17 protein-coding genes are annotated in these 24,299 nt (G+C 74.8%); 10 read left to right on the top strand and 7 right to left on the bottom strand.

Annotated elements, in window-relative coordinates; genetic code table 11:
- The first annotated feature begins 55 nt into the window (after positions 1-55).
- Positions 56-3,019 (top strand): protein kinase, encoded by a 2,964-nt coding sequence (locus AB0J72_RS29430; protein WP_363404134.1) that lies wholly within the window; start codon positions 56-58, stop codon positions 3,017-3,019.
- A 25-nt stretch (positions 3,020-3,044) separates the two neighbouring features.
- The gene (locus AB0J72_RS29425; protein ID WP_363404132.1) at positions 3,045-3,473 is read left to right on the top strand and encodes a protein phosphatase; all 429 of its coding nucleotides are present in this window, start codon (positions 3,045-3,047) and stop codon (positions 3,471-3,473) included.
- Here the strand turns inward: AB0J72_RS29425 and AB0J72_RS29420 are convergent.
- Positions 3,466-5,634 (bottom strand): glycoside hydrolase family 3 C-terminal domain-containing protein, encoded by a 2,169-nt coding sequence (locus AB0J72_RS29420; RefSeq protein WP_363404130.1) that lies wholly within the window; start codon positions 5,632-5,634, stop codon positions 3,466-3,468. The two genes, AB0J72_RS29425 and AB0J72_RS29420, sit on opposite strands and share 8 nt — an antisense overlap.
- 104 nt (positions 5,635-5,738) lie before the next feature.
- Here AB0J72_RS29420 and AB0J72_RS29415 point away from each other — a divergent pair, with 104 nt between their 5' ends.
- Positions 5,739-6,368: a helix-turn-helix domain-containing protein gene (locus tag AB0J72_RS29415; RefSeq protein ID WP_363404128.1), complete on the top strand. Its 630-nt coding sequence runs from the start codon at positions 5,739-5,741 to the stop codon at positions 6,366-6,368.
- 43 nt (positions 6,369-6,411) lie between these two features.
- On the opposite strand, the gene AB0J72_RS29410 is transcribed toward AB0J72_RS29415, so the two are convergent.
- A complete protein-coding gene (locus AB0J72_RS29410) occupies positions 6,412-7,983 on the bottom strand; it encodes a bis-aminopropyl spermidine synthase family protein (RefSeq protein WP_363404126.1) in 1,572 nt (523 codons plus the stop codon).
- 583 nt (positions 7,984-8,566) lie between these two features.
- On the opposite strand from AB0J72_RS29410, the gene AB0J72_RS29405 reads away from it, so the two are divergent.
- From AB0J72_RS29405 to AB0J72_RS29385, 5 genes are all read left to right on the top strand, one after another.
- Positions 8,567-10,642 (top strand): M4 family metallopeptidase, encoded by a 2,076-nt coding sequence (locus tag AB0J72_RS29405; RefSeq protein ID WP_363404124.1) that lies wholly within the window; start codon positions 8,567-8,569, stop codon positions 10,640-10,642.
- A gap of 146 nt (positions 10,643-10,788) precedes the next feature.
- Positions 10,789-11,295: a hypothetical protein gene (locus AB0J72_RS29400; RefSeq protein WP_363404122.1), complete on the top strand. Its 507-nt coding sequence runs from the start codon at positions 10,789-10,791 to the stop codon at positions 11,293-11,295.
- Positions 11,292-12,410, top strand: coding sequence for a sensor histidine kinase (locus AB0J72_RS29395; RefSeq protein ID WP_363404120.1), 1,119 nt, complete (start codon positions 11,292-11,294; stop codon positions 12,408-12,410). The genes AB0J72_RS29400 and AB0J72_RS29395 overlap by 4 nt, the downstream gene beginning before the upstream one ends.
- Positions 12,407-13,087 carry a response regulator transcription factor gene (locus tag AB0J72_RS29390; protein WP_363404118.1) on the top strand — a complete coding sequence of 227 codons (681 nt, stop codon included), beginning with the start codon at positions 12,407-12,409 and terminating at the stop codon, positions 13,085-13,087. The genes AB0J72_RS29395 and AB0J72_RS29390 overlap by 4 nt, the downstream gene beginning before the upstream one ends.
- A gap of 54 nt (positions 13,088-13,141) precedes the next feature.
- On the top strand, positions 13,142-14,278 hold the full coding sequence (locus tag AB0J72_RS29385) for a hypothetical protein (protein WP_363404116.1): 1,137 nt from the start codon (positions 13,142-13,144) through the stop codon (positions 14,276-14,278).
- Here AB0J72_RS29385 and AB0J72_RS29380 read toward each other — a convergent pair.
- The 5 genes from AB0J72_RS29380 to AB0J72_RS29360 all read right to left on the bottom strand — a co-directional run bounded on the left by AB0J72_RS29380 (position 14,269) and on the right by AB0J72_RS29360 (position 22,590).
- On the bottom strand, positions 14,269-14,949 hold the full coding sequence (locus AB0J72_RS29380; RefSeq protein WP_363404114.1) for a class I SAM-dependent methyltransferase: 681 nt from the start codon (positions 14,947-14,949) through the stop codon (positions 14,269-14,271). The two genes, AB0J72_RS29385 and AB0J72_RS29380, sit on opposite strands and share 10 nt — an antisense overlap.
- Before the next feature lie 226 nt (positions 14,950-15,175).
- The gene (locus tag AB0J72_RS29375; RefSeq protein WP_363404112.1) at positions 15,176-16,288 is read right to left on the bottom strand and encodes an alpha/beta hydrolase; all 1,113 of its coding nucleotides are present in this window, start codon (positions 16,286-16,288) and stop codon (positions 15,176-15,178) included.
- Positions 16,289-16,386: 98 nt separating this feature from the next.
- Positions 16,387-17,052 (bottom strand): response regulator transcription factor, encoded by a 666-nt coding sequence (locus tag AB0J72_RS29370; protein WP_363404110.1) that lies wholly within the window; start codon positions 17,050-17,052, stop codon positions 16,387-16,389.
- Positions 17,049-18,323 (bottom strand): histidine kinase, encoded by a 1,275-nt coding sequence (locus tag AB0J72_RS29365; protein ID WP_363404108.1) that lies wholly within the window; start codon positions 18,321-18,323, stop codon positions 17,049-17,051. Before AB0J72_RS29365 ends, AB0J72_RS29370 begins: the two co-directional genes overlap by 4 nt.
- Positions 18,324-18,351: 28 nt before the next feature.
- Positions 18,352-22,590, bottom strand: coding sequence for an AAA family ATPase (locus AB0J72_RS29360; protein WP_363404106.1), 4,239 nt, complete (start codon positions 22,588-22,590; stop codon positions 18,352-18,354).
- Between the two features lie 104 nt (positions 22,591-22,694).
- Here AB0J72_RS29360 and AB0J72_RS29355 point away from each other — a divergent pair, with 104 nt between their 5' ends.
- Complete coding sequence (locus tag AB0J72_RS29355; protein WP_344504653.1) at positions 22,695-23,207, top strand: GNAT family N-acetyltransferase; 513 nt, start codon at positions 22,695-22,697, stop codon at positions 23,205-23,207.
- A 167-nt stretch (positions 23,208-23,374) separates the two neighbouring features.
- Positions 23,375-24,299, top strand: a 925-nt coding sequence (locus tag AB0J72_RS29350) for a biosynthetic peptidoglycan transglycosylase (protein WP_363404103.1), incomplete at its 3' end; no start/stop codon positions are given.

Genomic DNA, 24,299 nt, shown 5'->3' with positions numbered 1-24,299 from the left:
GCGGTGCGGTGTGCCGATTGCGTGCTTGGGTGAGCGATCGGGTACACCTTTGTGCATGACCGCCGCGCCCGCCTTCGTCGCCGACCGATATCGCCTTTTTGAACCACTTGGGGCGGGCGGGATGGGCAGGGTGTGGCGGGCCCGCGATGAGACGCTCGGGCGGGACGTCGCCGTGAAGCAGATCATCCTGCCGCCGGAGCTGCTCGACAACGCGCGGGACGTCGCGATGGAGCGGACGTTGCGGGAGGCGCGGGCGGCCGCCAGGCTCACCCATCCGAACGTCGTCCGCGTGTACGACGTGCTCGCGTTCGACGGGCAGCCGTGGCTCGTCATGGAGTACGTGCCGTCGCGGTCGCTCGACCAGACGCTGCGTGCCGACGGGCCGCTCCCGCCGCGGCGGGTCGCCGAGATCGGCCTCGCCGTGCTCGCCGCGCTGCAGGCGGCGCACCGCGTCGGCGTCCACCACCGGGACATCAAGCCGGGCAACGTCCTGCTCGGCGACGACGGCCGGGTCGTGCTCACCGACTTCGGCATCGCGCGGATCGAGGGCGACGGCCACGTCACGCGCACCGGGCTGGTGCTCGGTTCGCCGGAGTACATCGCCCCCGAGCGCGCCCGGGACGGCACAGCGGGTGCCGCGGGTGACCTGTGGTCGCTGGGGGCGACGCTGTACGCGGCGGTGGAGGGGCGTTCGCCGTACGGGCGCGGGTCCGCCATGGAGACGCTGATGGCGCTGGCGTCGGACGAGCTCGACCCGCCGCAGCGGGCCGGGGCGCTCGCGCCGGCGCTGCGTGGGCTGCTGCGCAAGGACCCGCGGGCACGGGCCGGGTTCGCCGAGACCGAGGAACGCCTCCAGGCCGTCCTCACCGCGCCCACCGAACGCCGCCGCCGGTCCTGGCTGGGCGGCTGGGGGCGTTCGACGCCCGCTCCGGCCGCGGCACCCGCCACGCCGGCGCGTCCGGCCCCTCCGGTCCCCGCACAGCGCCCCGCCCCGGAGCCGCCGACGGTCGTGCAGCCCCGCACCCGGCCCGACCCGCCGACGGTGGTGCAGCCGCCGATCCCGGTGCCGGCACCCGCTCCAGCGGCGGAGTTCGCGTCGGTACCGCCAGCGCCCGCCGACCCCGCCCCCGTGCTGAACGAGCCGGCGGCCTCCGAGCCCGCCCCGCGACAGGAAACCGCGGCGGACGGTTCCGGGGCGTCCGGCGGCGACCTCCGGACGGAGCCCGCCGACGAGCCGGCGACGGACGCTGAGCCCGAGGCCGCACTGGACCCGGAGCCCGAGCCGCACGCCGAGGCCGAGGCTGTGCTCGCGCCTGCCGGCGAGTCTGAGGCCGAGCCGGAGACTGAGCTCGCGCCTGCCGACGAGTCTGAGGTCGAACCCGAGGCTGTGCTTGCGCCCGCCGACGAGTCTGAGGTCGAACCGGAGGCTGTGCTTGCGCCCGCCGACGAGTCTGAGGTCGAACCGGAGGCTGTGCTTGCGCCTGCGGGTGAGTCTGACGCCGAGCCGGACGCCGGCCACGCGACCGGGGCGGAGCCTGAGCCGGTGCAGGCGTCGGAGGCGGCGCTCGAGTCCGCGACCGAGCCGGAGAGTGAGCAGCTGCCGGAGCCGGTGAGCGCGGCCGGACTGGTCACCGGGGGTGAAGACGAGACCGACCTTGAGCCCGCGCCGGAGGTTGCGGCGGCGGAAGCTGAAGTCCAGCCGGAGCCTGCGGTCGTGCAGGCTGAGGTCGACCCCGCGACAGAGGCGGAAGCCGAGTCGCAGCCGGAACCGGAGAACACGGCCGGACTGCGCGCCGGGTCGTCGTCGGAGTCCGGGAGTGCGGCTGCACTGCGCGCCGAGTCGGAGGCTGCGTTCGCGGCCGTGGCGGAGCCCGAGACCGGCCGCGCCGACGAGGAGCCCGAGGCGACGTACGTCGTGGCGGAGCCCGAGGCAGCGCACGTTGAGACGGAGCCCGGGGCAGCGCACGTCGAGGCAGAGCCCGGGGCAGCGCACGTCGTGGCGGAGCCCGAGGCGGCGCGCGTCGAGACGGAGCCGGAGGTCGTCGCGGAGCCGGCGACCGAGCGAGTCCCCGCGGAGCCGGCGACCGAGCGGGTTCGCGCGGAGCAGGAGACCGAGCGGGTTCGCGCGGAGCAGGAGACCGCGCGACTGCGTGCCGAGCCGGAGGTCCAGGGGCTGCCTGCCAAGGCGGACGGACGCGAGGCCGGGTCGGCGGGCGGCGGGAAGAGCGCGCCGGCTGTCACGTCCAAGGCGACCAGCAGGCAAGAACCGGTTGTGCCGTCAGTTGGGGGCGCTGCCAGTACAAACGCGAAACCGCGGGCCAAGGTCCTTGCGGCGATGGCAGGTGCGCTCGTGATCGTCGTGCTGGCGGCGTGGCTGGTGCTGCGGTCGGGTGGGGATGACAGCAACCGGACCGCGGCGTCGGCGAGTTCGGAGGGTGCGACGGCGACGGCGACGGGCGGGGGGACGAGCGCGCCGGCCGGGTCGCCGAGTGTGGCGCCGTCGAGTGAGGCCGCGGGGGGTACGCCGTCGGCGACCGTGCCCGCCTCGCCTCCCGGTGGCGGGAACGCGACGGGGCAGTTGCCGCCGTTGCCCGCCGGGTGGATCGACTATCACGATCCGTCGGGGTTCTCGGTGTACGTGCCGGCGGGCTGGCGGCAGAGCAAGGACGGCTCGATCGTGTACTTCCGCGGGAACGGGCGGGTGCTGGGCATCGACCAGACCGACAAGCCGAAGTCGGACCCGGTGCGGGACTGGCAGGCGCAGCGGGACTCGCGGCGTGCGGCCGGCGACTTCCCCGGGTACGTTGAGGTCCACATCCAGCCGGTGCCGTACTTCGTGACGGCGGCGGACTGGGAGTTCACATTCGTGCGGGGCGCGCGCCAGCATGTCAACAACCGTGGTGTGGTGACGTCGCCGACGCAGGCGTACGGGTTCTACTGGCAGACCGCCGACGCCGACTGGGCCGCGGCCCGGCCGGATCTCGACCTGGTGTTCGCCAGCTTCCGTCCGCGCGTCTAGGAATCAGCGCAGGTAGAGGGGGGACGTGGGCGAGTTGTGGCCGGCGGACACGCCGGGGTTGCTGCGGCTGCCGTCGGGGTTGACCGTCCGGGGGCGGCCGCTGTCCAAGCCGGTCCCCGACGGGCCGGTGCCGACGCTCGGCGTGTACGCGCTCGGCCGCGAGCCGGCGCCGACGAGCTGGCCGGCCCGCTGGGTGCGCTGGCCCGACTTCGGCCTGCCGAAGGACCGGGACGAGCTGCGGGCCGCCCTCGACGCGGCGCTGCTGGAGGCGCGGACGGGCCGGGTCGAGTTCGGCTGCGGGGGCGGCCGCGGCAGGACCGGGACCGCCCTCGCGTGTCTGGCGGTGCTGGACGGCGTGCCGGCGGGCGAGGCTGTCGCGTACGTCCGCCGGCACTACTCCCGTCACGCCGTCGAGACGCCGTGGCAGCGGGGGTTCGTCAAACGGTTCAGTTGACCGCCGCGGACAGCTTCTCGATGGCCGCGGGGCTGAACGCCTCACCGGCGAACACGGACAGGCGCGCCAGCGGCAGGCTCCCCATCAGCGTCAGCATCTCCGGGTCGGCGGCGGTGTGCGCCATCACGCCCGCCTCGCCGCTGCCGGCCAGGGCCGCGAACACCTCGCCGAGCGCCTGGGCGCCCCGCGGGTCGCTGAGCCACTCCGCGATCGTCGACTCGCCGGTCAGCGGCACCCGGGCGTCGTCGCCGGTGACGGTGGCCGTGGCGGTGACGCGCAGGTCGCGCGACGAGGCGCCGATCTCCACCTGGTACGTGCCGCCCTCGACCACCCAGCGGGACAGCCGGGTGTCCCAGTAGGCGAGGTCGTCGCGGGCGATCGGCAGCTCCACCTCGACGGTCTCGCCGGCGGCGATCGCCACGCTCGCGAACGCCTTGAGCTCCCTCGGGGCGCGGCGGACCCGTGAGCCGGCGAGGGCGACGTACGCCTGCACGACCTCGCGGCCGTCGCGGTCGCCGGTGTTCGTGACGCTGAGCCGCACGCTCAGCCCGCCGTCGGTGGCGGTGACGGTCGCCGGGCCGTACTCGAACGTGGTGTAGGACAGGCCGTGGCCGAACGGGTACGCGACCTGCTGGCCCCGGGCGTCGAAGCCGCGGTACCCGATGTGGACGCCCTCGCCGTAGCGGACGTGCCCGGCCTCACCGGGGAAGTCCAGGTAGGACGGGTGGTCGGCGAGGTGCAGCGGGATCGTCTCGGTGAGCCGGCCCGACGGGTTGACCCGGCCGAACAGCACGTCGGCGATCGCGCCGCCGCCGGCCTGGCCGAGCAGCCAGCCCTCGACGATCGCGGGCACCGCCGCGTCCCACGGGCCGGTGCGCAGGACGGCGCCGTTGGAGAGCACGACGACGGTGCGCGGGTTGGCGGCGGCGACCCGTTCGATGAGCTCGACGTGCGCGGCCGGCAGGTCGATCGACTCGCGGTCGGCGCCCTCGGTCTCGCGGTCGGTGCCGGCGAAGACGACCGCGACGGCCGCGTCCCGGGCCAGGGCGGCCGCGGCGTCGACGTCGTCGTAGCCGGACGCGAACGTGACGGGACCCTCGGCCAGGGCGGTGATCTCGTCGAGGGCGTTGTCGAGCCGGGTCGGGTTGATCTGCGAGCTGCCGCCGCCCTGGAAGCGGGGCGTCCGCGCGAACTCGCCCAGCACCGCGATCGTGCCGTCGTGCCGCCCGAGCGGCAGCACGCCGCCGTCGTTCTTGAGCAGGACGATGCCCCGACCCGCCACCTCACGGGCGAGCGCATGGTGCTCGTCCTTGTCGTAGGCCGCGTCGGTACGGGAGGCGAGCGCTGCCTGTACCAACGAGGAAACCCGCGACACGGCGGTGTCCAGCGTCGACTCGGGCAGGTGTCCACTGCGGACCGCCTCGACGAGCCGGCGGTCGCCGTCGGGGTCGGGGCCGGGCATGGTGAGGTCGAGCCCCGCGCGGACCGCCTCGACCCGGTCGGCGACGGCGCCCCAGTCGGACACGACGAGCCCTTCGTAGCCCCACTCGCCGCGCAGCACCTCGGTGAGCAGCCAGTGGTGCTGGGAGGCGAGGACACCGTTGATGCGGTTGTACGAGCACATGACGGTCCACGGCTTGGCCTGCGTGACGACACGCTGGAACGCGCGCAGGTAGATCTCGCGCAGCGTGCGCTCGTCGACGTCGGCGGAGACGCGCATCCGGTCGGTCTCCTGGCTGTTGACCGCGAAGTGCTTCAGCGAGGCGCCGACGCCGCGGCTCTGCAGGCCCTTGACCCACTCGGTGGCGAGGATGCCGGTGAGCAGCGGGTCCTCGGCGAAGTACTCGAAGTTGCGGCCGCCGAGCGGGCTGCGCTTCAGGTTGATGCCCGGGCCGAGCAGGACCTGGACGTCCATCGCGCGGGCCTCGTCGCCGAGGGCCTCGCCGACCCTTCTGGCCAGCTGCGGGTCCCAGGTCGAGCCGAGCGCGACGGCGGGCGGGAAACACGTGGCCGGCTCGCTGTCGAGGATGCCGCCTCCCGGCGTGGCCTTCCGGACGCCGTGCGGGCCGTCGGTCAGCATGATGTCGGGCACGCCGGTGACGGCGGTGCTGCGCCAGAAGCTGCTGCCGCTGGTGACGGCGGCCTTCTCCTCGAGGTCCATGGCGTCTCGTCTCCCACGTCTCGCGCTACTGAGTACTTGTAAAGTAATAGGTACCCGGTAAGGTAGCGCTACGGGCCTCGATGCGACAAGAGGGAACGACTGGGATGGCACGGCACGACAGGACCCGCCTGCCCGCGGCCGAGCGACGCCGGCAGATCATCACCGCCGCCACGCGGCTCGTGGCGGAGCGCGGCTTCTGGGGTCTGTCGATGCAGGACGTCGCGACCGCCTGCGGTCTGACCGTGCCTGGCCTGCTGCACCACGTCGGATCGAAGGACGGCCTGCTCATCGCGATCCTCGAACACCGCGACGCCGAGGACGCCCGGGCCCTGGACTCGCTGCTCGCCGGCCCTTCGGGTTCCGCCGGTGCTGCGGATTCCGCGTGCGCTGCCGGTCTCATCGGTGCTCCGGGGGCGACGTTGCGGGAGGTGTGCGCGGCCGTGGTGCGGCGCAACGCTTCGCAGCCGGAGATCGTGCGGCTGTTCGCGGTGCTGCAGGCGGAGTCGCTCACCCCCGATCACCCCGCGCACGACTACTTCGTCGAGCGGCAGCAGCGCATCCTGAACGAGATCACGGCCCTGGTGAAGACCGCCGGCACCACCGTCCCGCCGGAGACGACGGCTCGGCGGATCATCGCGCTCATGGACGGGGTACAGCTGCAGTGGCTGCGCTCCCCCGGCTCCGACCTGGTCCAGCTCTGGGCCGCGACGGCCGACGGTCTGCTGCCCGACTGACCCGGTCCTGGGTCGCGCGCCGGTCAGGGTCGGCCGGGGCCGGTCAGGGCCGGCCGGGTCGCGTCGTAGGCTCGGGGTCGTCCGGCGATTCGGGGGTGAGGGCTTGGACGAGGTCCGCGATCGCGTAGCGGGGCAGGTCGAGCAGCCGGGCCTCGAGCCACGCCGGCGGGACGAGCTCGGCGACCTTCGCCCTGGCTTCGTTCTTCGTCAGGCCGTGCTCGCGGACGAGCCCCTCCCGAAGCACATTGCCCAGCTTTCCGTGCGCGTGCCCGAGCAACCATCCCACCGCGGTCCGCGACCCGTCACGCACCGCTGCCGCCTCGACGATCGCGAGCCGCGGAGACGGCGTGCTACGGCGGTATCGCAGCGTGTACTTTGCGGCGACGACTGCGCGTAGCGAGGCCTGACTCTTCGCATCGATGAGGTCGGGGGATTTGTTGGGGACCTGTAAGCTCAGGGAAGAAGCATTGAGCGCCAGCAGCACCCGCAGGAGCCATGGGCCTGGATCGCCTGTGAGGTCGACCTGTCCCGGCACCGACTGCACCGGCCCCGCCAGCAGCTCCGCAGGCCCGCGCCCGACCACCTCGCCCTCCAGCGAGTGCTCACCGTGGGTGTACATGTTGACGGCCGCCCCGCTCAGCCGCTTCTCCAGCACCTGCCAGGTCCGCGCCGTCGGCCTGCACACGTAGAGGTCGCTCGCGGACCCGACGGCCTGCGCGCCGTGGTACCGGTTGAACGCCGGTAGGATCGCTTCGACGGCGAGGTCGAGGTCGAGCACGGCCCGCTGCACCTTCACCCCGAGCGCCGGCGTGAGCGGGCTGAAGCCGTAGGCCATGACCAGCCGCCCGTTGACCCGGTCCCGCAGCGCCTGCGCGCCGCGCCCGAGGAACAGCTGCACACCCTCCGGCGTGTACGGCGGGTCGGTGAAGACGAGGTCCGCGGACTCGGCGACGACCGGGGGCAGCCCGAACCGCAGGTCCGCGTGCCAGCACTCGACGGCGTGACCCCGCTCGGCCGCCCGCTCCGCGATGAACTCCAGCAGGCGCTCGTCGACGTCGATCACCGTGACTCGCACGTCGGACCTGACCGCGAGGACCGCGAGCGAGGTCAGGTCATGATCGCCGATGCAGACGAGGTGGGCGCCGGCCAGGTCGTACGTCTCGTCCAGCCAGCGCGCCCGTTTTGCTGCGGTTTCGGCGGTTGCGGAAACGTGGTCGAGGGCGCGGTCGGTGGGGACCTCGGCGATGAGGCGGGTCATGTCGGCGATCAAGGCCTCGTCCGAGATGCCCGACAGGCCGGATGAGATGACCGGCAGACCAGAATCGGCCGGCTTGGGCGATTCAGCCGGATTGACCGACTTATCCGGAGATAGTGGCGAATGTGGCTGAAATTGGGCGGTGAAGCGGGTGCGGTAGGTGGCGGGTAAGCGGAGGGCGCCGTTGCGAAAGGTGTGGAGGTCGGGGCCGGCGGCGCGGAGGAGGTGCTCGACAGTGCGGCGGGGCAGGGCGTGCTCACGGATCAGGTCGTCGAGGGTGGCCGGGGTCGTCGCCAGGTGAACGAGGGCCTCGCGAAGGCGGCGGGCGGTGATGCCCGCGGACTTGACCAAGTCGGTCACCGCGTCCAAGGGCGTCGGGCCCGCCGGAGCATCGTCGGACTGAGCCACCGGCGCAGCGGCCGGGCCCGCCGGAGTGACAGCCGAGTCCGCCGCGGCAGCACCCGAATCCAGTGAAGCCGCGGCCGCGGGGGACGAGGGCTCGCCGGGAGCGGGCCGCGGCAGCGGGGAGTCCGATGAGAAGGAGGCGGCTGGCGGCGTCATCGTCGTTCACCTTACGGGGCCGGGCTCAGCGAGCAAGACCGGTAAAGGTCATCGATGAGTTAAAAGTTAATGACCTGCAGTTATTCAACGACGGAGGCGTGAATTCAGTTAAACCGTTTCGGTGGTGTTTCAGGGCGGCGGTGGGGTTGAAGTACAGGGTGGCGGCAAGGGTGGGCAGAGGGCATCAAGTCTTGTCCCGGCGATTCCGGCTGTGTGATCGTCCTGAAATCGCCAAGAGTCGATGAAGCTCGCGGTTGGCCGATCGGCGCGCGCACGCCGGCCGTTGCTCCTGTGATTCGACGCTTGCGTGTCTCGATTGGTTCCGGCGCACACCCGACGTTGCACCCCCGGCACAGTGCGCCGCCCCGGAAAGAAGGCACCCTTGAAGCTGTCCCCACGGTTCGCTACAGCGGCCGGAGTGCTCGCGGTCGGGCTGGTAACAGCCGGCACCGCCGCAGCCGTGCAAGCCTCGCCCGCGTTGCCGTCGGCGCCCACAGGCGTCGAGGCAGCCAACGCCGTCGCGGCCAAGTCGGCCGAGACGTTCGTGTCCAGCCGTCCGAGCGTGCTGCAGCCCAGCAGCGACGACGCGTACGTGCAGAAGTCGGTGACCGCGTCCGGCAGCGCGAAGTACATCGCGTACGAGCGGACGTACAAGGGTCTGCCGGTCGTCGGTGGTGACTTCGTGGTCGTCACGGACGCGGCGGGCGCGACCAGGTACACGTCGGTCGCTCAGACGCAGTCGATCGGCGCCCTGTCGACGACGGCGAAGATCAGCTCGGCGGACGCCGAGGCGGCCGCGCGCAAGCTGCTCACGTCGGTGAACGCCGTCGAGAGCACCAAGCTCGTCGTCTACACGCTGGACGGCGCGGCGAAGCTGGCGTACGAGACGACGCTCAACGGCACCGGTGCGGAGGGCGCGAGCCGTCTCACCGTGAACGTCGACGCCAGCACGGGCGCCGTGCTCAGCAAGCGTGAGCGGGTCATGCACGGCACGGGCACGGGCTGGATCGTCGGCAACGTCACCATCAACACGTCGTTGTCCGGCAGCACGTACAGCATGAAGGACCCGAGCTACCCGACCATCGCCTGCCAGAACGCCACCGGCAACGCGACCTTCACGGGCACCGACGACGTCTGGGGCAACGGCGACGGCACCAACCGGGAGACCGGTTGCGTCGACGCCCTGTACGCGGCGCAGAAGGAACTCGGGATGCTGTCGTCGTGGCTGGGCCGCAACGGCTTCAACGGCAGCGGCGGCGGCTGGCCGATCCGCGTCGGCCTGAACGACCAGAACGCGTACTACGACGGCACGCAGATCCAGATCGGCAAGAACACCGCCGGCAAGTGGATCAGCTCGCTGGACGTCGTCGGCCACGAGGTCGGCCACGGCATCGACGACACGACCCCGGGCGGCATCTCGAACAACGGCACCCAGGAGTTCGTCGGTGACGTGTTCGGCGCGGCCACCGAGGCGTTCGCCGCCAACGCGAACGACCCGGCCGACTACCAGGTCGGCGAGGAGGTCAACCTGGTCGGCAGCGGCCCGATCCGGTACATGTACAACCCGTCGCTCGCCGGTGACGACAACTGCTACTCCAGCAGCACGCCGTCGCAGGAGGTCCACGCGGCCGCCGGCCCCGGCAACCACTGGTTCTACCTGCTCGCCGAGGGCACCAACCCGACCAACGGCCAGCCGTCCAGCACCACGTGCAACGGCTCGACCGGCCTCGTCGGCATCGGCATCCAGAAGGCCACGAAGATCTTCTACAACGCGATGCTGATGAAGACCTCGTCGTCGTCGTACCTGAAGTACCGCACCTGGACGCTGACCGCGGCCAAGAACCTGTACCCGGGCAGCTGCACCGAGTTCAACGCGGTCAAGAACGCGTGGACGGCCGTCAACGTCCCGGCGCAGTCCGGTGACCCGACCTGCACCGGCGGCACCACCCCGCCGCCCACCACGTCGAACCCGCCGACCTCCAACCCGCCGACCGGCAGCTGCTCCGGCCAGAAGCTGCTCAACCCGGGCTTCGAGTCCGGCGCGGCGTCGTGGAGCGGCACCACCGGCTCCATCGGCCAGTGGGCCAGCCAGGGCCAGGCCGCGCACGGCGGCACCTACAGCTCCTGGCTCGACGGGTACGGCTCGACGCACACCGAGGCGATCCAGCAGTCGGTGACCATCCCGGCCGGGTGCAAGGCCACGCTGACGGCCTACATCCACATCGACTCGGCCGAGACGACCACGACCGTCGCGTACGACAAGCTGACCATCACGGCCGGCTCGACCACCCTGGGCACCCTGTCGAACCTGAACAAGGCGTCCGGATACGTCCTGCGCACGTACAGCCTGAACGCGCTCGCCGGCCAGACCGTGGTGATCAAGTTCAGCGGTTCTGAGGACTCGTCCCTGCAGACGTCGTTCGTCCTCGACGACCTCGCAGTGACCCTGAGCAACTAAGTACCGCAGCACGACGCAAGCAGCAACATCCAGGGAGGAAGCCCGGGTCGCGCGCCGGCCCGGGCTTTTCCCTGCGGCACGGTTCCACCCGGGCTCCACCCGTGGGTGGCGGCGCTCCACCCGGCCCGAAACCTAGCGTCATCCTCATGAATCTCACCACGATCCTGCTGATCGCCGCCGCCGTCCTGTACGTGCTGATCCGCCGGTTCACGGGCGAGCCGTTCGAGGTGCGTCATCTCGTGCTGCCGCCGGTGCTGCTGATCGCCCTGGGCGGCTACCAGGTCGCACACACGTCCGGGCAGCACCCGGTCCTCGACGGCGCCGTCCTGGGGGCGGGCGCGCTGCTCGCCGTCGCGGGCGGGATCGTGCGGGGGCTGACGGTCAGGGTCTTCGTCAGGCAGGGGCGGCTCTGGTACCGCTACACGGCGTGGACGGTCGTCGTCTGGCTCGTGGTCGTCGGGCTCCGCTTCGCCGAGAGCGCGGCCGGGACGGCGCTCGGCGCGGACACGGCCGTCGTCGTCGCCGCGCTGCCGCTCATGTTCGGCCTGAGCCTCCTCGGTGAGGCGGCCGTCATCGGCCGCCGCGGCATCGCCACGGGCGTCCCGTTCGGCGACTGGTACCGCAGCAGCCGCCGCGACCTGATCCACCGGTGAGCGCCGCTGCGGTGGAGACTGGCACGGTGTTCACGGTCACCGACACCGCGGTCGCCCGCTGGCGTCAGGCGCGCAGCATGGCGTTCCTCGTCTTCATGAGCGCCGCCCTGGTGCACACCAACCCCCGGCCGGACCTCACCGGCCGGGGGATCGCCGTCCTCGGGTTCGGCGCGGTCGCCGCCGCCGGATGGATCGCGATGACGTTCCTGACCGGCACCCGGCAGGCGGCCGGTGTCGGGGGGTGCGCGGCGGCCGGGCTGGCGGTGGCGGCGCTGGACACGCGGGGGTTCGCGCCGCTGTACCTCATCGCCGCCGGCACCGTCGCCGTGGCGGCGCTGCCGCTCAGGGAGGTGGCGGCGGGCACCGCCGTCGCGGCCGGCACGCTGACGCTCATCCTGTGGGCGCAGGGCGAGGGCTGGCGGGAGATGCTCGTCTGGGCCGGGTCGCTGCTGCTGGTGCTGCTGCTCGGCGTGGTCCGGCGGCAGCGGGAGGAGCAGGCCCGCCAGGCGGAGCGGGTCGCGGCCCTCGACGAGCGCGCCAGGGTGGCCCGGGAGATCCACGACGTGCTCGCGCACTCGCTGTCGGCGCTGTCGGTGCAGCTGGAGACGGCGGCGGCGCTGCTGGAGAAGGACCGGACGGCGGACGCGGCCGTGCTGGTCGAGCGGGCCGGCCGGCTCGCCCGCGACGGGCTCACCGAGACGCGCCGGGCCGTCGGGGCGCTGCGCGGGGACCCGGTGCCGCTCGGCGAGCTCGTCGGCGCGCTCGCCGACGGGTACCGCGCCGACCTGAACGCACCCGCGGACGTGACCGTGACGGGCACCCCGCGGCCCCTCGCCGCCGAGCCGGGCCTGGCGCTGTTCCGCACCGCGCAGGAGGCCCTGACCAACGTCCGCAAGCACGCGCCGGGCAGCGCCGTCACCGTCCACGTCGACTACCAGCCGGACGGGGTGCGGCTCACGGTCCGCAACGACGGCGACGCGACCGAGGGCCGGAAACCCCCGGAGGGCGGGCACGGGCTCGCCGGGATCCGGGAGCGGATCGGGCTCGCCGGCGGCACCGTCACCGCGGCGCCGGACGGCGGCGGGTGGCTCGTCGATGCGAGGATCCCCGGATGATCAGGGTGGTGGTGGCCGACGACCAGACGGTGGTCCGGGAAGGCCTCGAGGTGCTCCTCGGCCTGCTCGACGACGTCGAGGTCGTCGGTACGAGCGGCGACGGCGACGGGGCCGTCGAGCTGGTCGCCGCGCACGATCCCGACGTGGTCCTGATGGACCTGCGGATGCCGGGCTGCGACGGGGTCACCGCGACCGCCAGGATCCGGGCCGCGCACCCACGGACGCGGGTGGTGGTGCTGACGACGTACGCCGACGACGCCGACATCCTCGGCGCGATGCGGGCCGGCGCGCTGGGCTACCTGACCAAGGACGCCGGCCGGGCGCAGATCGCGCAGGCGGTGCGGGCCGCGGCGGCCGGGCAGTCGTTCCTGGACCCGGTGGTCCATGCGAAGCTCGTCGCCGCCGCGACCGGACCCGCGACCGGACCCGCGGCGACGAGGGAACCGCCGGCGCCGGTCGTACAGACGCCGCAACCGCTGCCGGACGGGCTGACGGCACGCGAGGCGGAGGTCCTCGGCCTGATCGCGGCCGGGTTGTCGAACCGGGAGATCGCGAAGCGGCTGTTCGTGACCGAGGTGACCGTCAAGTCGCACGTGAACCGGCTGTTCGCCAAGACCGGGGTGCGGGACCGGGCGCAGGCGGTGCGGTACGCGTACCAACACGGTCTGACCGGCTGAAGTGGCCCTCAGGCGATAGACTGGCGTCGACCTCCGGGGAGGTGCGCCGCTCGCATGACCGACAACGGGGACGACGACCGTCGTGCGGCACGTCCGCTGGTGTCCGTGCTCGTGGTCATCTCCGGCGGGCTCGGGATCTCGCTGCAGCAGCTGTCGACCGGCACGCCCGAGTCGACCGGGCGCTGGGTGATGCTGATCGCCGGGGCGTTCATCGGCGGCGCCGCGAGCATCCTCGCCACCGGGCTGTTCGAGCGGCTGCTGACGTGGTTCGGGTTCGGGTGGACGTTCCTGTGGACCCGCACCAGGCTGCGGACCGTGGTCGCCGGCGTCGTCGCCTGCGTGCTCGCGGTGGCCGCCGGGCTCGTCATCCCCGTCCTGTACGAGGCGCTGCACCGCCGCCTCTACGGGTGCCCGCAGCCCGCCGCGGTGCGGGTCATGACGTCCGCCGAGCAGCTGGGGGCGGCGCTGCGCCTCGCCGACGCCTACGAGACCGCCACCGCCGAGCACCACCACGGCTGCCCGACCGCGGACCTGTACGTCTACGGCGCGGGCCCCACCGAGGCGCGGGCGGCGGTCGCCAGCGGGTGGCTCAACGACGCGCTGCAGCGCATCGGGCCGCGCGCCGACGTGTGGCTGCCCGACTCGACCCTCGACGTGACCGCCGCCGTCGCCGCGTCGGCTCGCTTCGGGGTCACGGTGCCGGTCGCGGAGCAGCGCGGCGTCGGCTCCTCCCCCGTCGTCCTCGCCACGCCGCCGGACCTGTCATCGGCGCTCGACGGCGACCTGAGCTGGCGGCAGCTGTGGGCGGAGACGGGCCGGCTGGGCCTGGACGTCGTGCGGCCCGACCCCGCGGTCTCCACCGTGGCCGGCCAGAGCCGGCGGCCGGCGGCGGCGCGGGCGCTCATCGAGTTCCTCACCGGCGAGCGCAGCCAGCAGCTGCTGTTCGAGCGGGGCGGGTTCGCCGCGACCCGGGAGATCGTGTACCGGGACGCGGCGGTCGTGAAGCTGTACCGCTACGCGCCGACGCTGCTGGACGCGATCCGGTCCGCGCACAGCCGGCCGGTGACGGCGCATTACGCGCAGTTCTCCGAGACGTTCCGGCAGGTGGTGCGGGCGGCCCTCGCCGACGGCGGCCGGCTGCCCGCGGACGCGAAACCCCGCCTGCAACGGGCTTTACAGGGCTACAAGTAGGCGAAGAGCATCGGGTTCGCCGACGCCGCCGCGTGCACGGGAGCGGCCAGCCGCAGTTTGTGCTTGAGCCCGACGAGCCGGTCGTGGGTGTCCGGGTCGGCGGCCGGCGACGCCGTCAGGTGCCCGATGCCGTGCCGCCGCAGCCAGCCGAGCACGACGGCGCCCTCGCTGACCGGCCACGGGCGCCGGCCGTGGAACACGTCGTGGACGGCGACGGCGGCACCCGGCCGGAGGCGTTCGAAGAGCGTCGTGGTGTACCAGCGGGCGAACCGCGCCGTGTGCGCGGCGTCGACGAGGACGAAGCCCGGGTCGTCGGGCAGCGGCCCGTCGCGCACGTCGCCGCGGGTGAACCGCCACCGGTCCGCGGCGAGCTCCCGCGGCACGGCCGCCGTGGCGTCGCCGGTGAGGTCGAACGTGTGCAGCTCCCCGGCGCCGTTGTCCCCCAGCGCGCGCAGCAGCCACGTCGTGGACCAGCCGCGGGCGGAGCCGATCTCCAGCACGGCCCGCGGGCGCAGCGCCCGGATCGTCAGGTAGCTGATCTCGGCCTCGAGGTCGTCGAGCCGCGGCCGCATCGGCCGCTGGGCGAGCAGCTCGCGCTGGGCGTCGCGGGCGGCGCGGAGGTCGTCGGCGTAGGTCCGGTACCAGCTGACGAGCGTGTCGAGCGGCAGCATCCAGTTCTCCGTCCGCGGTCGCTGTGATGGCCGGGCGTCATGGTTGCCGGGCGGCACCCCGTTCGCCGTCCGGGAGCGCGGTGAGAGCCGGGCGTCGTTGTTGCCGGGAGGCACCCAAGTCTCCGTCCGCGGTCGCTTCTCCGTCCGCGGTCGCTGCGAAGGCTGGGCACCAGGCGAGCCGGGCGGCACCCAGGTCTCTGTCCGCGATCGCGGTGAGGGGCGGGCGTCAGGCGTGGCGGGCGGCATCGAGGTCTCCGTTCGCGATGGCGGCGAGGGCGTCCAGGGAGGAGGTGCCGGGGACGAAGTAACCGTCATGACCGGTGACGCCGTCGACGGGCAGCGGGGTCGCCCCGAACGCGGGGTCCGTCGGGTGCGTGCCGTGCCCGGCGCCGAGGATGCGGAGCCCGGGCAGGCGGCGGGTCCAGTCGCCCGGCGCGGTCCCGGCCCAGACGCGGGCGGTGGTGCGCAGGTCGGCGGCCCGGTCGACGCCCATGCCGGGGCTGCCGAGCGCCACGATGTCGGTGACCCTGCCGCCGGTCCCCGCGTCGAGGCGCGCCGCCGCCAGGCCGATGACGGTGGAGCCGTAGCTGTGCCCGACGAGCACGATCCGCGGCGCGTCCACGTCCCGGAGGAACCGCAGCAGCGCGTCCGCCCCGCTCGCCGCGGCGTCCTCCCGGACCGCGTCGAGCCGGACCCCGCCCGGCGGGTGGTACCCGAGCCAGGCGATCACCGCGACCCCGCCCCGCCGCCCCACGGACGCCGCCGCCCCAGAGGTGGCGCCCGAGCGCCCAGGCGACCCCGACCCAGCGGCGATCGAAGCAGCAGACGAACCCGCGGACGAAGGCGTGGGCGACACCGACCCAGCGGCGGACGAAGCCGCGGGCGACGCGACGGACGAGGGCCCAGGCGACACCGACCCGGCAGCGATCGAAGCAGCAGACGAACCCGCGGACGAAGGCGTGGGCGACACCGACCCAGCGGCGGGCGACGCGGCAGGCGAAGCGGCGGGCGAGGAGGCGGTCGAAGCGGTAGACGAAGCAGTGGGCGGAGGTTGTTGCAGGTCGGCGGCGCGGGTGGCGAGCTGCCTGGCCTGCCAGGCGGGGGCGCGGCGCTGGACGCCGCCGAGGCCGCGGTCGAAGTTGGCGGCGGTGGTGGCCACGCCCGGGACCAGGACGACGACCGTCGCGGCGGTCGAGGGGTCGCCGACGACCTCGACGGCGAGGCCGTTCGCGTAGCGGGCGCTGTGGACGCCGACGGCCGGCAGGACCGTGGCCTGCGTGGGGCCGAGCACCGACCAGAGCACCGCGATCAGCGGCAGCGCGAACAACCTGCGAAGCATGCAGCCGAAGGTAGGTGCGGGGCCGCGGCCGGATCGTCACTCTGGGGGACCATCTGCCGGGCGGCCGGGGGTAGTACCCCGGTACTACGGGGACGACCCTACGCCCCGGCGCTGACGAGGCCGGTCTCGTAGGCGAAGACGACGGCCTGGGCGCGGTCGCGGAGGTCGAGCTTCGTGAGGACGCGGCTGACGTGGGTCTTCACGGTCTGCTCGGCGACGACGAGGTCCTCGGCGATCTCCGCGTTGGAGCGGCCGCGGGCGACGAGCCGCAGCACCTCCGTCTCGCGGGGGGTGAGGGCGGCGAGCCGGCCGGGCTGCTGGCCGGTGTGCTTCGGGCGGGCCGCGAACTGCTCGATGAGCCGCCGGGTCACGGACGGGGCGAGCAGGCCGTCGCCGGCGGCGACGACCCGGACGGCGTTGACGAGCTCCGCCGCGGGGGCGTCCTTCAGCAGGAAGCCGGACGCGCCGGCGCGCAGCGCCTCGAAGACGTAGTCGTCGAGGTCGAACGTGGTGAGGATGACCACCTTCGGGCGGTGCGTGCCGGGAGCGGTGGCGAGGATGCGGCGGGTGGCCTCGATGCCGTCGAGGACGGGCATGCGGATGTCCATGAGGACGACGTCGGGCGCGTGCTCGCGGGCCATCGTGACGGCCTGGGCGCCGTCGGGGGCGTCGCCGACGACGACGAGGTCGGTCTGGGCGGCGAGCAGGGCGGCGAACCCCTGCCGGACCATCGCCTGGTCGTCGACGATCATGACCCGGATCACGGCGTGACCTCCAGGGGAAGGGTGGCGTGGACGGTGTAGCCGCCGGCGGCGTCGGGGCCGGCCTCGAACGTGCCGCCGATCGCGGTGGCCCGTTCCCGCATGCCGAGCAGCCCGTGCCGCTCCCCGCCGGAGTCACCCGCGTCGCCGGAGCCCGCACCGGAGCCCGTACTGGAGCCCGCGCTGGAAAGAGCACCGGAACGGGCGCCGGAGGACGGGTCGCCGGCGGTGTTCCGCACGGACAGGTCCAGGGCCGACGGGCCGAGGGTGAGAGCGATGTGGACGGGCGCGCCGGCGGCGTGGCGGCGGGCGTTGCTGAGGGCCTCCTGGGCGATGCGGAACGCGGCCAGCCCGACCGCGGGCGGCACCGTCGCGCCCGGCAGCGGGTCGAACGTGACGTCGACGCCGGCCTCGCGGGCGTCGCGGACGAGCCGGGTGAGGTCGTCGAGGACGGGCTGCGGCTCCACCAGCGGCGTCTCGGTGCTGCGCAGCACGCCGAGCAGGCGGCGCATCTCGACCAGCGCCTCGCGGGACGTGCCGGCGATCGCGGCGAGCTCCTCGGCGACCGCCGGTGGGACGCCGTCGATGCGGTACACGGCGGTCTCGGCGCGCACGGCGATGAGCGACATGTGGTGGGCGACGACGTCGTGCATCTCGCGGGCGATCCGGTTGCGCTCCTCGGCGACGGCGCGGCGGGCCTGGGCGAGCTCGGTGCGCTCCTCCTCCTGGGCGAGCGCGGCCTGCACCTCCCGGCGGCGGCGGACCTGGTCGCCGATGACGAGGATCGCGGTGACGGCGAGCAGCAGCCCGGCGATGTTCTGGGACCTGACGGTCCCGACCACGAGCAGCGTCGCGGACAGCCCGACCCAGATCAGGACGCCGCGGCGGTGCCGGACCGCGACGACGGCGAGCAGCACCGGGTAGGACAGCATCTGCACCGGCGACCACGGCCACGGGGTGCCCTGGTCGATGTCGACGGCCAGGTACGTGTACACGGCGACGAGCCACGCGACCCGCCACGCGAGCAGCGGCCGGGTCGCGACGAGCCCGATCGGGGCGACGATGAGGGCGGCGTCGAGGGTGAGGAACAGGGAGCCGACGTGCGGGCCGTTGCCGCGCAGGTACTCGTAGCTGGCGAGCCCGCACAGGATCGCGACGACGACCCCGATCGTCGGCAGGGACCTGCCGAGCCGGGTGCGGGGCCGCACCGGCGGGTCGGGGCCGATCAGGAACGTGCGGAGGTCCCGCAGCCCGACCTTCCACACGCTCCGCACCCCGAAACCGTAACAGCGCGTCGCGGCCTCACCGGGGCGGTGGGGTGACGGCGGCGCCGCCGAGGAGCTGGATCAGTTCGCGGCGGGAGCGGATGCCGAGTTTTCGGTACACGTTGCCGAGGTGGTAGTCGACGGTGCGGACCGACAGCACGATCCGGTCGGCGATCTCCCGGCTGGTCCGCCCTTCCGCCGCGGCGTACGCGATCCGCCACTCGTGCGGGGTGAGCTGCTCGGTCCCGGCGGGCGCGCCGGCCGTCGCGGCCGGCCCGGAAGCGGCGGCGCGGGTGCTGGAGGGTGCCAGCTCGGCGCGGGCCAGCTCGGCGAACGCGTCCGCGCCCGCCGCGGCGAACAGCTCCAGCGCCCGGGTCAGCTGCTCCCGGGCCGGCCCGCGGCGGCGCGCCCGGCGCAGCCACTGCCCGTAGGCGAGGTGCGTGCGCCCCAGCTCCACCGGCAACAGCCCGCCCACCGCGAACCCCGGCGAGGCGCCCGGCGCGAACCCCGGCCCGGACAACGGCGAGGCGCCCGGCGCGAACCCCGGCCCGGACAACGGCGAGGCGCCCGGCACGCCGCCCGGCGGGGCGCCCGGTGGCGGGACGGTGGTGTCGAAGGCGGTCAGGGCGGACTCGTACGCGGCGCTGTCGTCGGCGAGGAGGGCCGCGACCCTGGCCGCGACCGCCGTCAGCCCCGGCAGGCGCCGCAGCCCGGCCGCGGCGGCGAGCCGGTCGGCGACGAGGTGCGCGGCGCGGGCCTGGCCGGTCTTCACCAGGGCCTCCGCGAGATCCGCGGCGACCGGCAGGAACGCGGGCTCCACGACCCCGCCGGCGCGCAGCAGGTCGTCGGCGCGGCCGAGCTCGGCGACCGCGGCGTCGTGGCGGCCGGCGGTGAGGGCGGCGACGCCGAGCGCCGCCCTGGCGTGGGCTTCCACGGCCAGGTGGCCGGGGGCGAGGGCGAGCGCGGCGGCCGCGTGCCCGGCGCAGTCGTCGTGCCGGCCGACGACGGCCTCGACCTGGGCGAGGGCGGTGAGCGCCTCGGCGGTGTTGACCGGCAGGCCCATCGTCTCGGCGAGCTCCACGCCTTCGAGCGCGTCGGCGTACGCGGCCGCGACCCGCCCGGCCCGGAGCCTGAGCCTGGCCCGCAGCGGCAGCGTGTACGCGAGCAGCGACACGTCGTCGAGCCGCCGCGCCCCTTCCACGTCGTGGTCGAACAGCCGGGCCGCCGTGCCGTGGTCCTCCAGCCACCCGATCACCTCCCCCAGCTCCGCCGCCGAGCCGTCGGCGTGGCGGAGGCAGGCGGCGACGCAGCGGCGGGCGAGCAGCGCCTCCTCCGGCCGCGCGGCGAGGACCCCGGAGTGGGCCAGCCGGATCGAGATCTTCGGCAGGTCCGGGTGCGGCACCACGTCGCCGGCGATGGCGGCGGCCCGGGTGGAGACCCGCAGCATCCCGTCGACGTCGAGGCGGCGATTCGGCCCGTTCATGGCGAGGCTCAGCGTCCGCGCCGCCCGCAGCGCCAGGTCCGGGGGGAGGTCGGCGCCGAGGCGGTCGACCTCGGCGGCGATCGCGGCGAAGGCGTCCTCGGCGTCGCCGCGGAGCATGGCCAGGTAGGCGCGGGCGGACAGGACCTCCAGGCGGCCGTGGGCGCCGGTGGCGAGGGGCAGCGCGTCGTCGAGGAGGGCGACGGCGTGCTCGACGGCGCCGATGCTCACCCAGGCGCGGGCGGCGTTCGCGAGCCGCTCCCCGCGCGGCTCCGCGTCGACCGTGAAGGCGGCGGCCCGCTCCAACGCGGTGGCCTCGGCGACCAGGCCGCCGCGGCGGCGGGCCCGGCCCGCGGTCTCGGCGAGGGCGTCGGCGACGGCGTCGTCGGGGCCGGCCAGGGACAGCGAGAGGTGCCAGGCGCGGCGGTCGGCGTCGTCGGCGGTGACGCACGCGCCGGCGAGCGCGGCGTGGACGTCGCGGCGCTGGCCGGGCAGCGCCCGGTGGTAGACGGCGGAGCGGACCAGCGGGTGGCGGAAGCGGACCGTGTCGCCGGTCTCGGCCAGCAGGCCGGCGCGGATCGCGGCGTCCAGGGCCGACGGTCGCAGGCCGAGCCCGGCGAGGGCCCGCGCGAGCAGTGCCGGGGTGCCGGTGCCGGCGGCCGCGCAGACGAGCAGCGCGACCTGCTCGCCGGCGGCGAGGGCGGCGACCCGGTCGGTGAACGCGCGCTCGATCCGGTCCGTCGCCGGCAGCGGCTCCGTCAGCGGGCTGCGGCCGGCCCGCTGGTCGTCGGACAGGGCGCCGGCGAGCTCGCGCAGCGCGAGGGGGTTGCCTTCGGTGGCGGTGAGGATCCGTTCGGCGACGGCGGCGGAGCCGATCCCGCAGCGGCGCAGCAGCGCGGCACCGGCCTCGCCGTCCAGGCCGCCGAGCTCGACGGTGGCGGTGCCCGGGGCGGTGAACCCGGTGCCGGGCCGGGTCGCGTACACGATGAGGACCCGCTCGGCGAGGAGCCGGCGGGTCGCGAACAGCAGCGCCTGCGCCGAGGAGTGGTCGAGCCAGTGGGCGTCGTCGACGAGGCACAGCAGGGGCCGTTCGTCGGCGGCGGCGGCCAGCAGCGACAGCGTCGCGGCGCCGACCGCGAACCGCTCGACCACCGCGGCCGCGGGCCGGCCGTCGTCGGCGAGCCCGAACGCCGCCCGCAGCGCGGCGGCCTGCGGGGGCGGCAGCTGGTCCAGCAGGGCGAGCAGCGGGCGGGTGAGCGCCGCGAGCGCCGCGAACGGCAGGTCCGCCTCGAACTCGACGCCGGCCGCCCGTACGACATGGAAACCGTGCGCGGAGACGGCGAGATCGTCCAGGAGGGTGGTCTTGCCGATGCCGGGCGCGCCGCGCACGACGACGCCGCGGCTGTGCCCGTCGCGGGCCTCCGACGCGAGCTGCAGCAGCCGCGCGCGCTCGGCGTCCCGGCCGAGGATCTCGTCGCCGGCGGGCGCGACGTCGAGGTCGGCGGCCTCCGCGGCGGCGGTGTCCAGCTGCTCGCGGGCGTCGTCGGCGTCGCCGGGCAGGTCGCGGCGCAGCAGCGCCTCCGCGAGCCGGCGGCGCGAGTGCAGCGCGGCGGGGCGGTGCCCGAGCGCCTGGTTGTCGCGCAGCGCGACCCGGAAGTGCGCGACGGCGGCGTCCGCGTCGCCGGTGGTGAGCGCGGCGACGCCGAGGGCGTGCTCGGCGGCGCCGAAGCAGGCGATCGCGAGGCTCGCGGTCATCGGCAGCCGGGCGTGCGGGGCGAGCAGCGCGGCCGCCTCCGCGGCGAGACCGGCGTCGCCGAGCAGGTTCGCGGCCTCGACGACGCCGTACAGGGTGACGAGCCAGCTGCTGCCGCGGGGCAGCGCCGCGAGGCCGTCGCCGCGGAGCCGGGCGAGGACGGCGGCGGCGCGGGCCCGGTCACCGGCGGCGGCCGCGGCGACGGCGAGCCCGGCGAGGGGCGACCGGTCGATGGCGCTGAGTGTCGCGGCGTGCGCGAGGTCGCCGAACATCGGCAGCAGCTCCGCGATCCTGCCCTGGAACCAGCGGATCGCCATGAGCTGCCCGCCGTGCCAGCCCTCGGTGTCCTCGTCGCCGGCGTCCCGCCCCCGGTCGGCGCAGGCCGCGGCGAGCCACTCGGCGTGGTCGAGCCGGCCGGCGCGGATGGTGAGCATGACCCGGACGGCGGCGGTGACGTACCCGACCGCGAGGTGGTCACGCTCGCCGAGCGCGTCGGTGAGCGCGGTCAGCCGCCGCTCGGCCAGCAGGTCACCGGCGAGGAACAGGTCGACCGTGTGCCACAGCATGCCCATGAGCAGGTCGCCGCGGCGCCCCGTGCCGGCGGCGACGCCGAGCAGCTCCCGCGCAAGGCGCTGCCGGGTCGCGGCCTGCCCCGGCGCGAGCAGGCAGTGGTGGGCGAGGCTGAGCGCCTCGGCGAGCGCGACCGGGTCGCCGAGCGCCCGCGCCGCGTCCACGACGGCGAGGACCGCGCCCGGGTCGCCGTCGCGGTAGCCGGCCTCCGCGGCGACCCGCGCCTCCAGCCGCAGCTGCAGCGGCTCCGGCGCGCCGGCCCGGGCCAGCGCCAGGGCCTGGGTGAGGCGGTGGTCGAGGACGGCGGCAGCGGCGGCGTCGCGGTGCTCGTGGACCCACAGGCCGGCGAGGCCGAGGGCGGCCTCCGGGTCGCCGGGGGACTCCTGCCACGCCTGCTCGAAGAGGGCCCGGGCGGTGCGCAGGTCACCGTCGACGTGCAGGGCCGCGACGGCCCGCGCCAGCACCGAGTCCACGGCGGATGCTATCGCGGGCGGGCGGCTTTCCGACACATGGTTACCGGCGGGTGCCGGTAGTTCTACGGATCCACCGGACCGGTCCGGGTCGCGATGCTGGGGGCATGCCCGACGTGACTCCGCTCCCCGATGCCAGACGCCTGCGGGTCAGGCCCCTCGCCCGCGGGGAGGTCGACGTGCTGCAGGACGTCTTCGACGGCCTGTCGGTGCGGTCCAGGTATCTGCGGTACCACACGGCGATGACCAGCCTGACCCCGGCGAACCGGGCCGCACTGTCCGCTGTGGACGGCCGGCGCAGGATCACGCTCGTCGCCGAGCGGATCGGGCCCGCCGGGTGGGTCGCCGAGGGGCTCGGTCATCTCGTCGCGACCGGGCCGGACCGGGCCGGGGTCGCCGTCGAGGTCGTCGACGCGGCGCAGGGCCGCGGCGTCGGCCGGACGCTGCTGCGGCACCTGGTGACCGTCGCGGAGGCCCTCGACTACCGTGTCGTCGAGGCGGACGTGCTCACGGCCAACACCCCGATGCTGCGGCTGCTCGGCCGTTTGTTCCCCGACGCCCGCACCACCCCGGCGACCCCGGCCGCCACAACGGTGGCGGTCGAGGTCCGGCTCGGCTGAGCGGCCGGGACGCACGCTCGACCGGGGTCGGCCGCTCGGGCTACTCCGCCGGTGGTCGCTCGCTCGGCCGATCGGCGGGGCGGCCCGCGGAGGCTAGCGTTGCCCGCGACATGGACCTCTCGAAGCGGCGTCCAGGCGCCTGGCGACGGGGCACCTGCCGGGCAGTCATGCTCCTCGTCCTGGTCACCATCGCCGGCGACGCCGCCCTCGAGCTCTGGATCGCGTCGGTGCACCTGCCGGGGGCGCCGCTGCGGCCGCAGGCGTCGGTGCTGTACTACCGCGACGGCCGGACGGTGCTCGCGCGGGTCGGCGTCACCGACCACACCGACGTGCCGCTGTCCGCGATCCCCGAGCCGGTCCGCCGGGCCGTGATCGCCGCCGAGGACCGCGGCTTCCACGAGCACTGGGGCGTCTCGGTCCGCGGGGTGTTCCGGGCCGCCGTAGCCGACGCGGGCGGGGCCCGGCAGGGCGCGTCGACGATCACCCAGCAGTACGTGCGCAACGCGTACCTGACGCAGCAGGTCACGGCGGGGCGGAAGGCGCGGGAGTTCGCGCTCGCCGTCAAGCTGGAGCGGGCGGTGCCGAAGGACGAGATCCTCGCCCGCTACCTGAACACCATCTACTACGGCCGCGGCGCGTACGGGATCGCGGCCGCCGCGCACGCGTACTTCGGCGTCCCGCCCGACCGGCTCGACGCCGCCCAGGGTGCCGTGCTCGCCGCCGTCGTCAAGGACCCGTCGTACTTCGACCCGGCGGTCAACCCGGCCGAGGCCCTCGACCGGTGGCGGTGGATCGTGGCCGCGATGGGCGCCGCCGGCACCCTGGCCTACCCGGCGGTGCTGCCCGCGACGCGCGGCACCGCCGAGCTCGGGCTCGTCGTCGACCAGGTCGAGCGGGAGCTGGCCGCGCGCGGCATCACGGCGCAGCAGCTGCACACCGGCGGGCTGGCGGTGGTCACCACGCTCGACCCGGGCGCGCAGGGCGCCGCCCTCGACCTCGTCCGGGGGGTGGTCTCGCTCTGGCCGGCGCGGGCTGTGCGATTGTCGCGATCGGCCTGGTCAGCCTCGCGCCCGGAGGCGGCGCCGGGCTTTC

It is taken from the genome of Dactylosporangium sp. NPDC049742 (genome assembly GCF_040674675.1).
Taxonomy (GTDB): Bacteria; Actinomycetota; Actinomycetes; order Mycobacteriales; family Micromonosporaceae; genus Dactylosporangium; species Dactylosporangium maewongense.
The sequence above is the reverse complement of the archived record's forward strand: the minus strand, read 5'-3'. Positions and strand labels throughout refer to the sequence as shown.

Bases quoted from the DNA above. Each gene is read 5' to 3' on its own strand.
- AB0J72_RS29430 (WP_363404134.1), top strand. From the start codon at position 56: ATGACCGCCGCGCCCGCCTTCGTCGCCGACCGATATCGCCTTTTTGAA.
- AB0J72_RS29420 (WP_363404130.1), bottom strand. From the start codon at position 5,634: ATGGACCTCGAGGAGAAGGCCGCCGTCACCAGCGGCAGCAGCTTCTGG.
- AB0J72_RS29415 (WP_363404128.1), top strand. From the start codon at position 5,739: ATGGCACGGCACGACAGGACCCGCCTGCCCGCGGCCGAGCGACGCCGG.
- AB0J72_RS29400 (WP_363404122.1), top strand. From the start codon at position 10,789: ATGAATCTCACCACGATCCTGCTGATCGCCGCCGCCGTCCTGTACGTG.
- AB0J72_RS29390 (WP_363404118.1), top strand. From the start codon at position 12,407: ATGATCAGGGTGGTGGTGGCCGACGACCAGACGGTGGTCCGGGAAGGC.
- AB0J72_RS29385 (WP_363404116.1), top strand. From the start codon at position 13,142: ATGACCGACAACGGGGACGACGACCGTCGTGCGGCACGTCCGCTGGTG.
- AB0J72_RS29380 (WP_363404114.1), bottom strand. From the start codon at position 14,949: ATGCTGCCGCTCGACACGCTCGTCAGCTGGTACCGGACCTACGCCGAC.
- AB0J72_RS29375 (WP_363404112.1), bottom strand. From the start codon at position 16,288: ATGCTTCGCAGGTTGTTCGCGCTGCCGCTGATCGCGGTGCTCTGGTCG.
- AB0J72_RS29355 (WP_344504653.1), top strand. From the start codon at position 22,695: ATGCCCGACGTGACTCCGCTCCCCGATGCCAGACGCCTGCGGGTCAGG.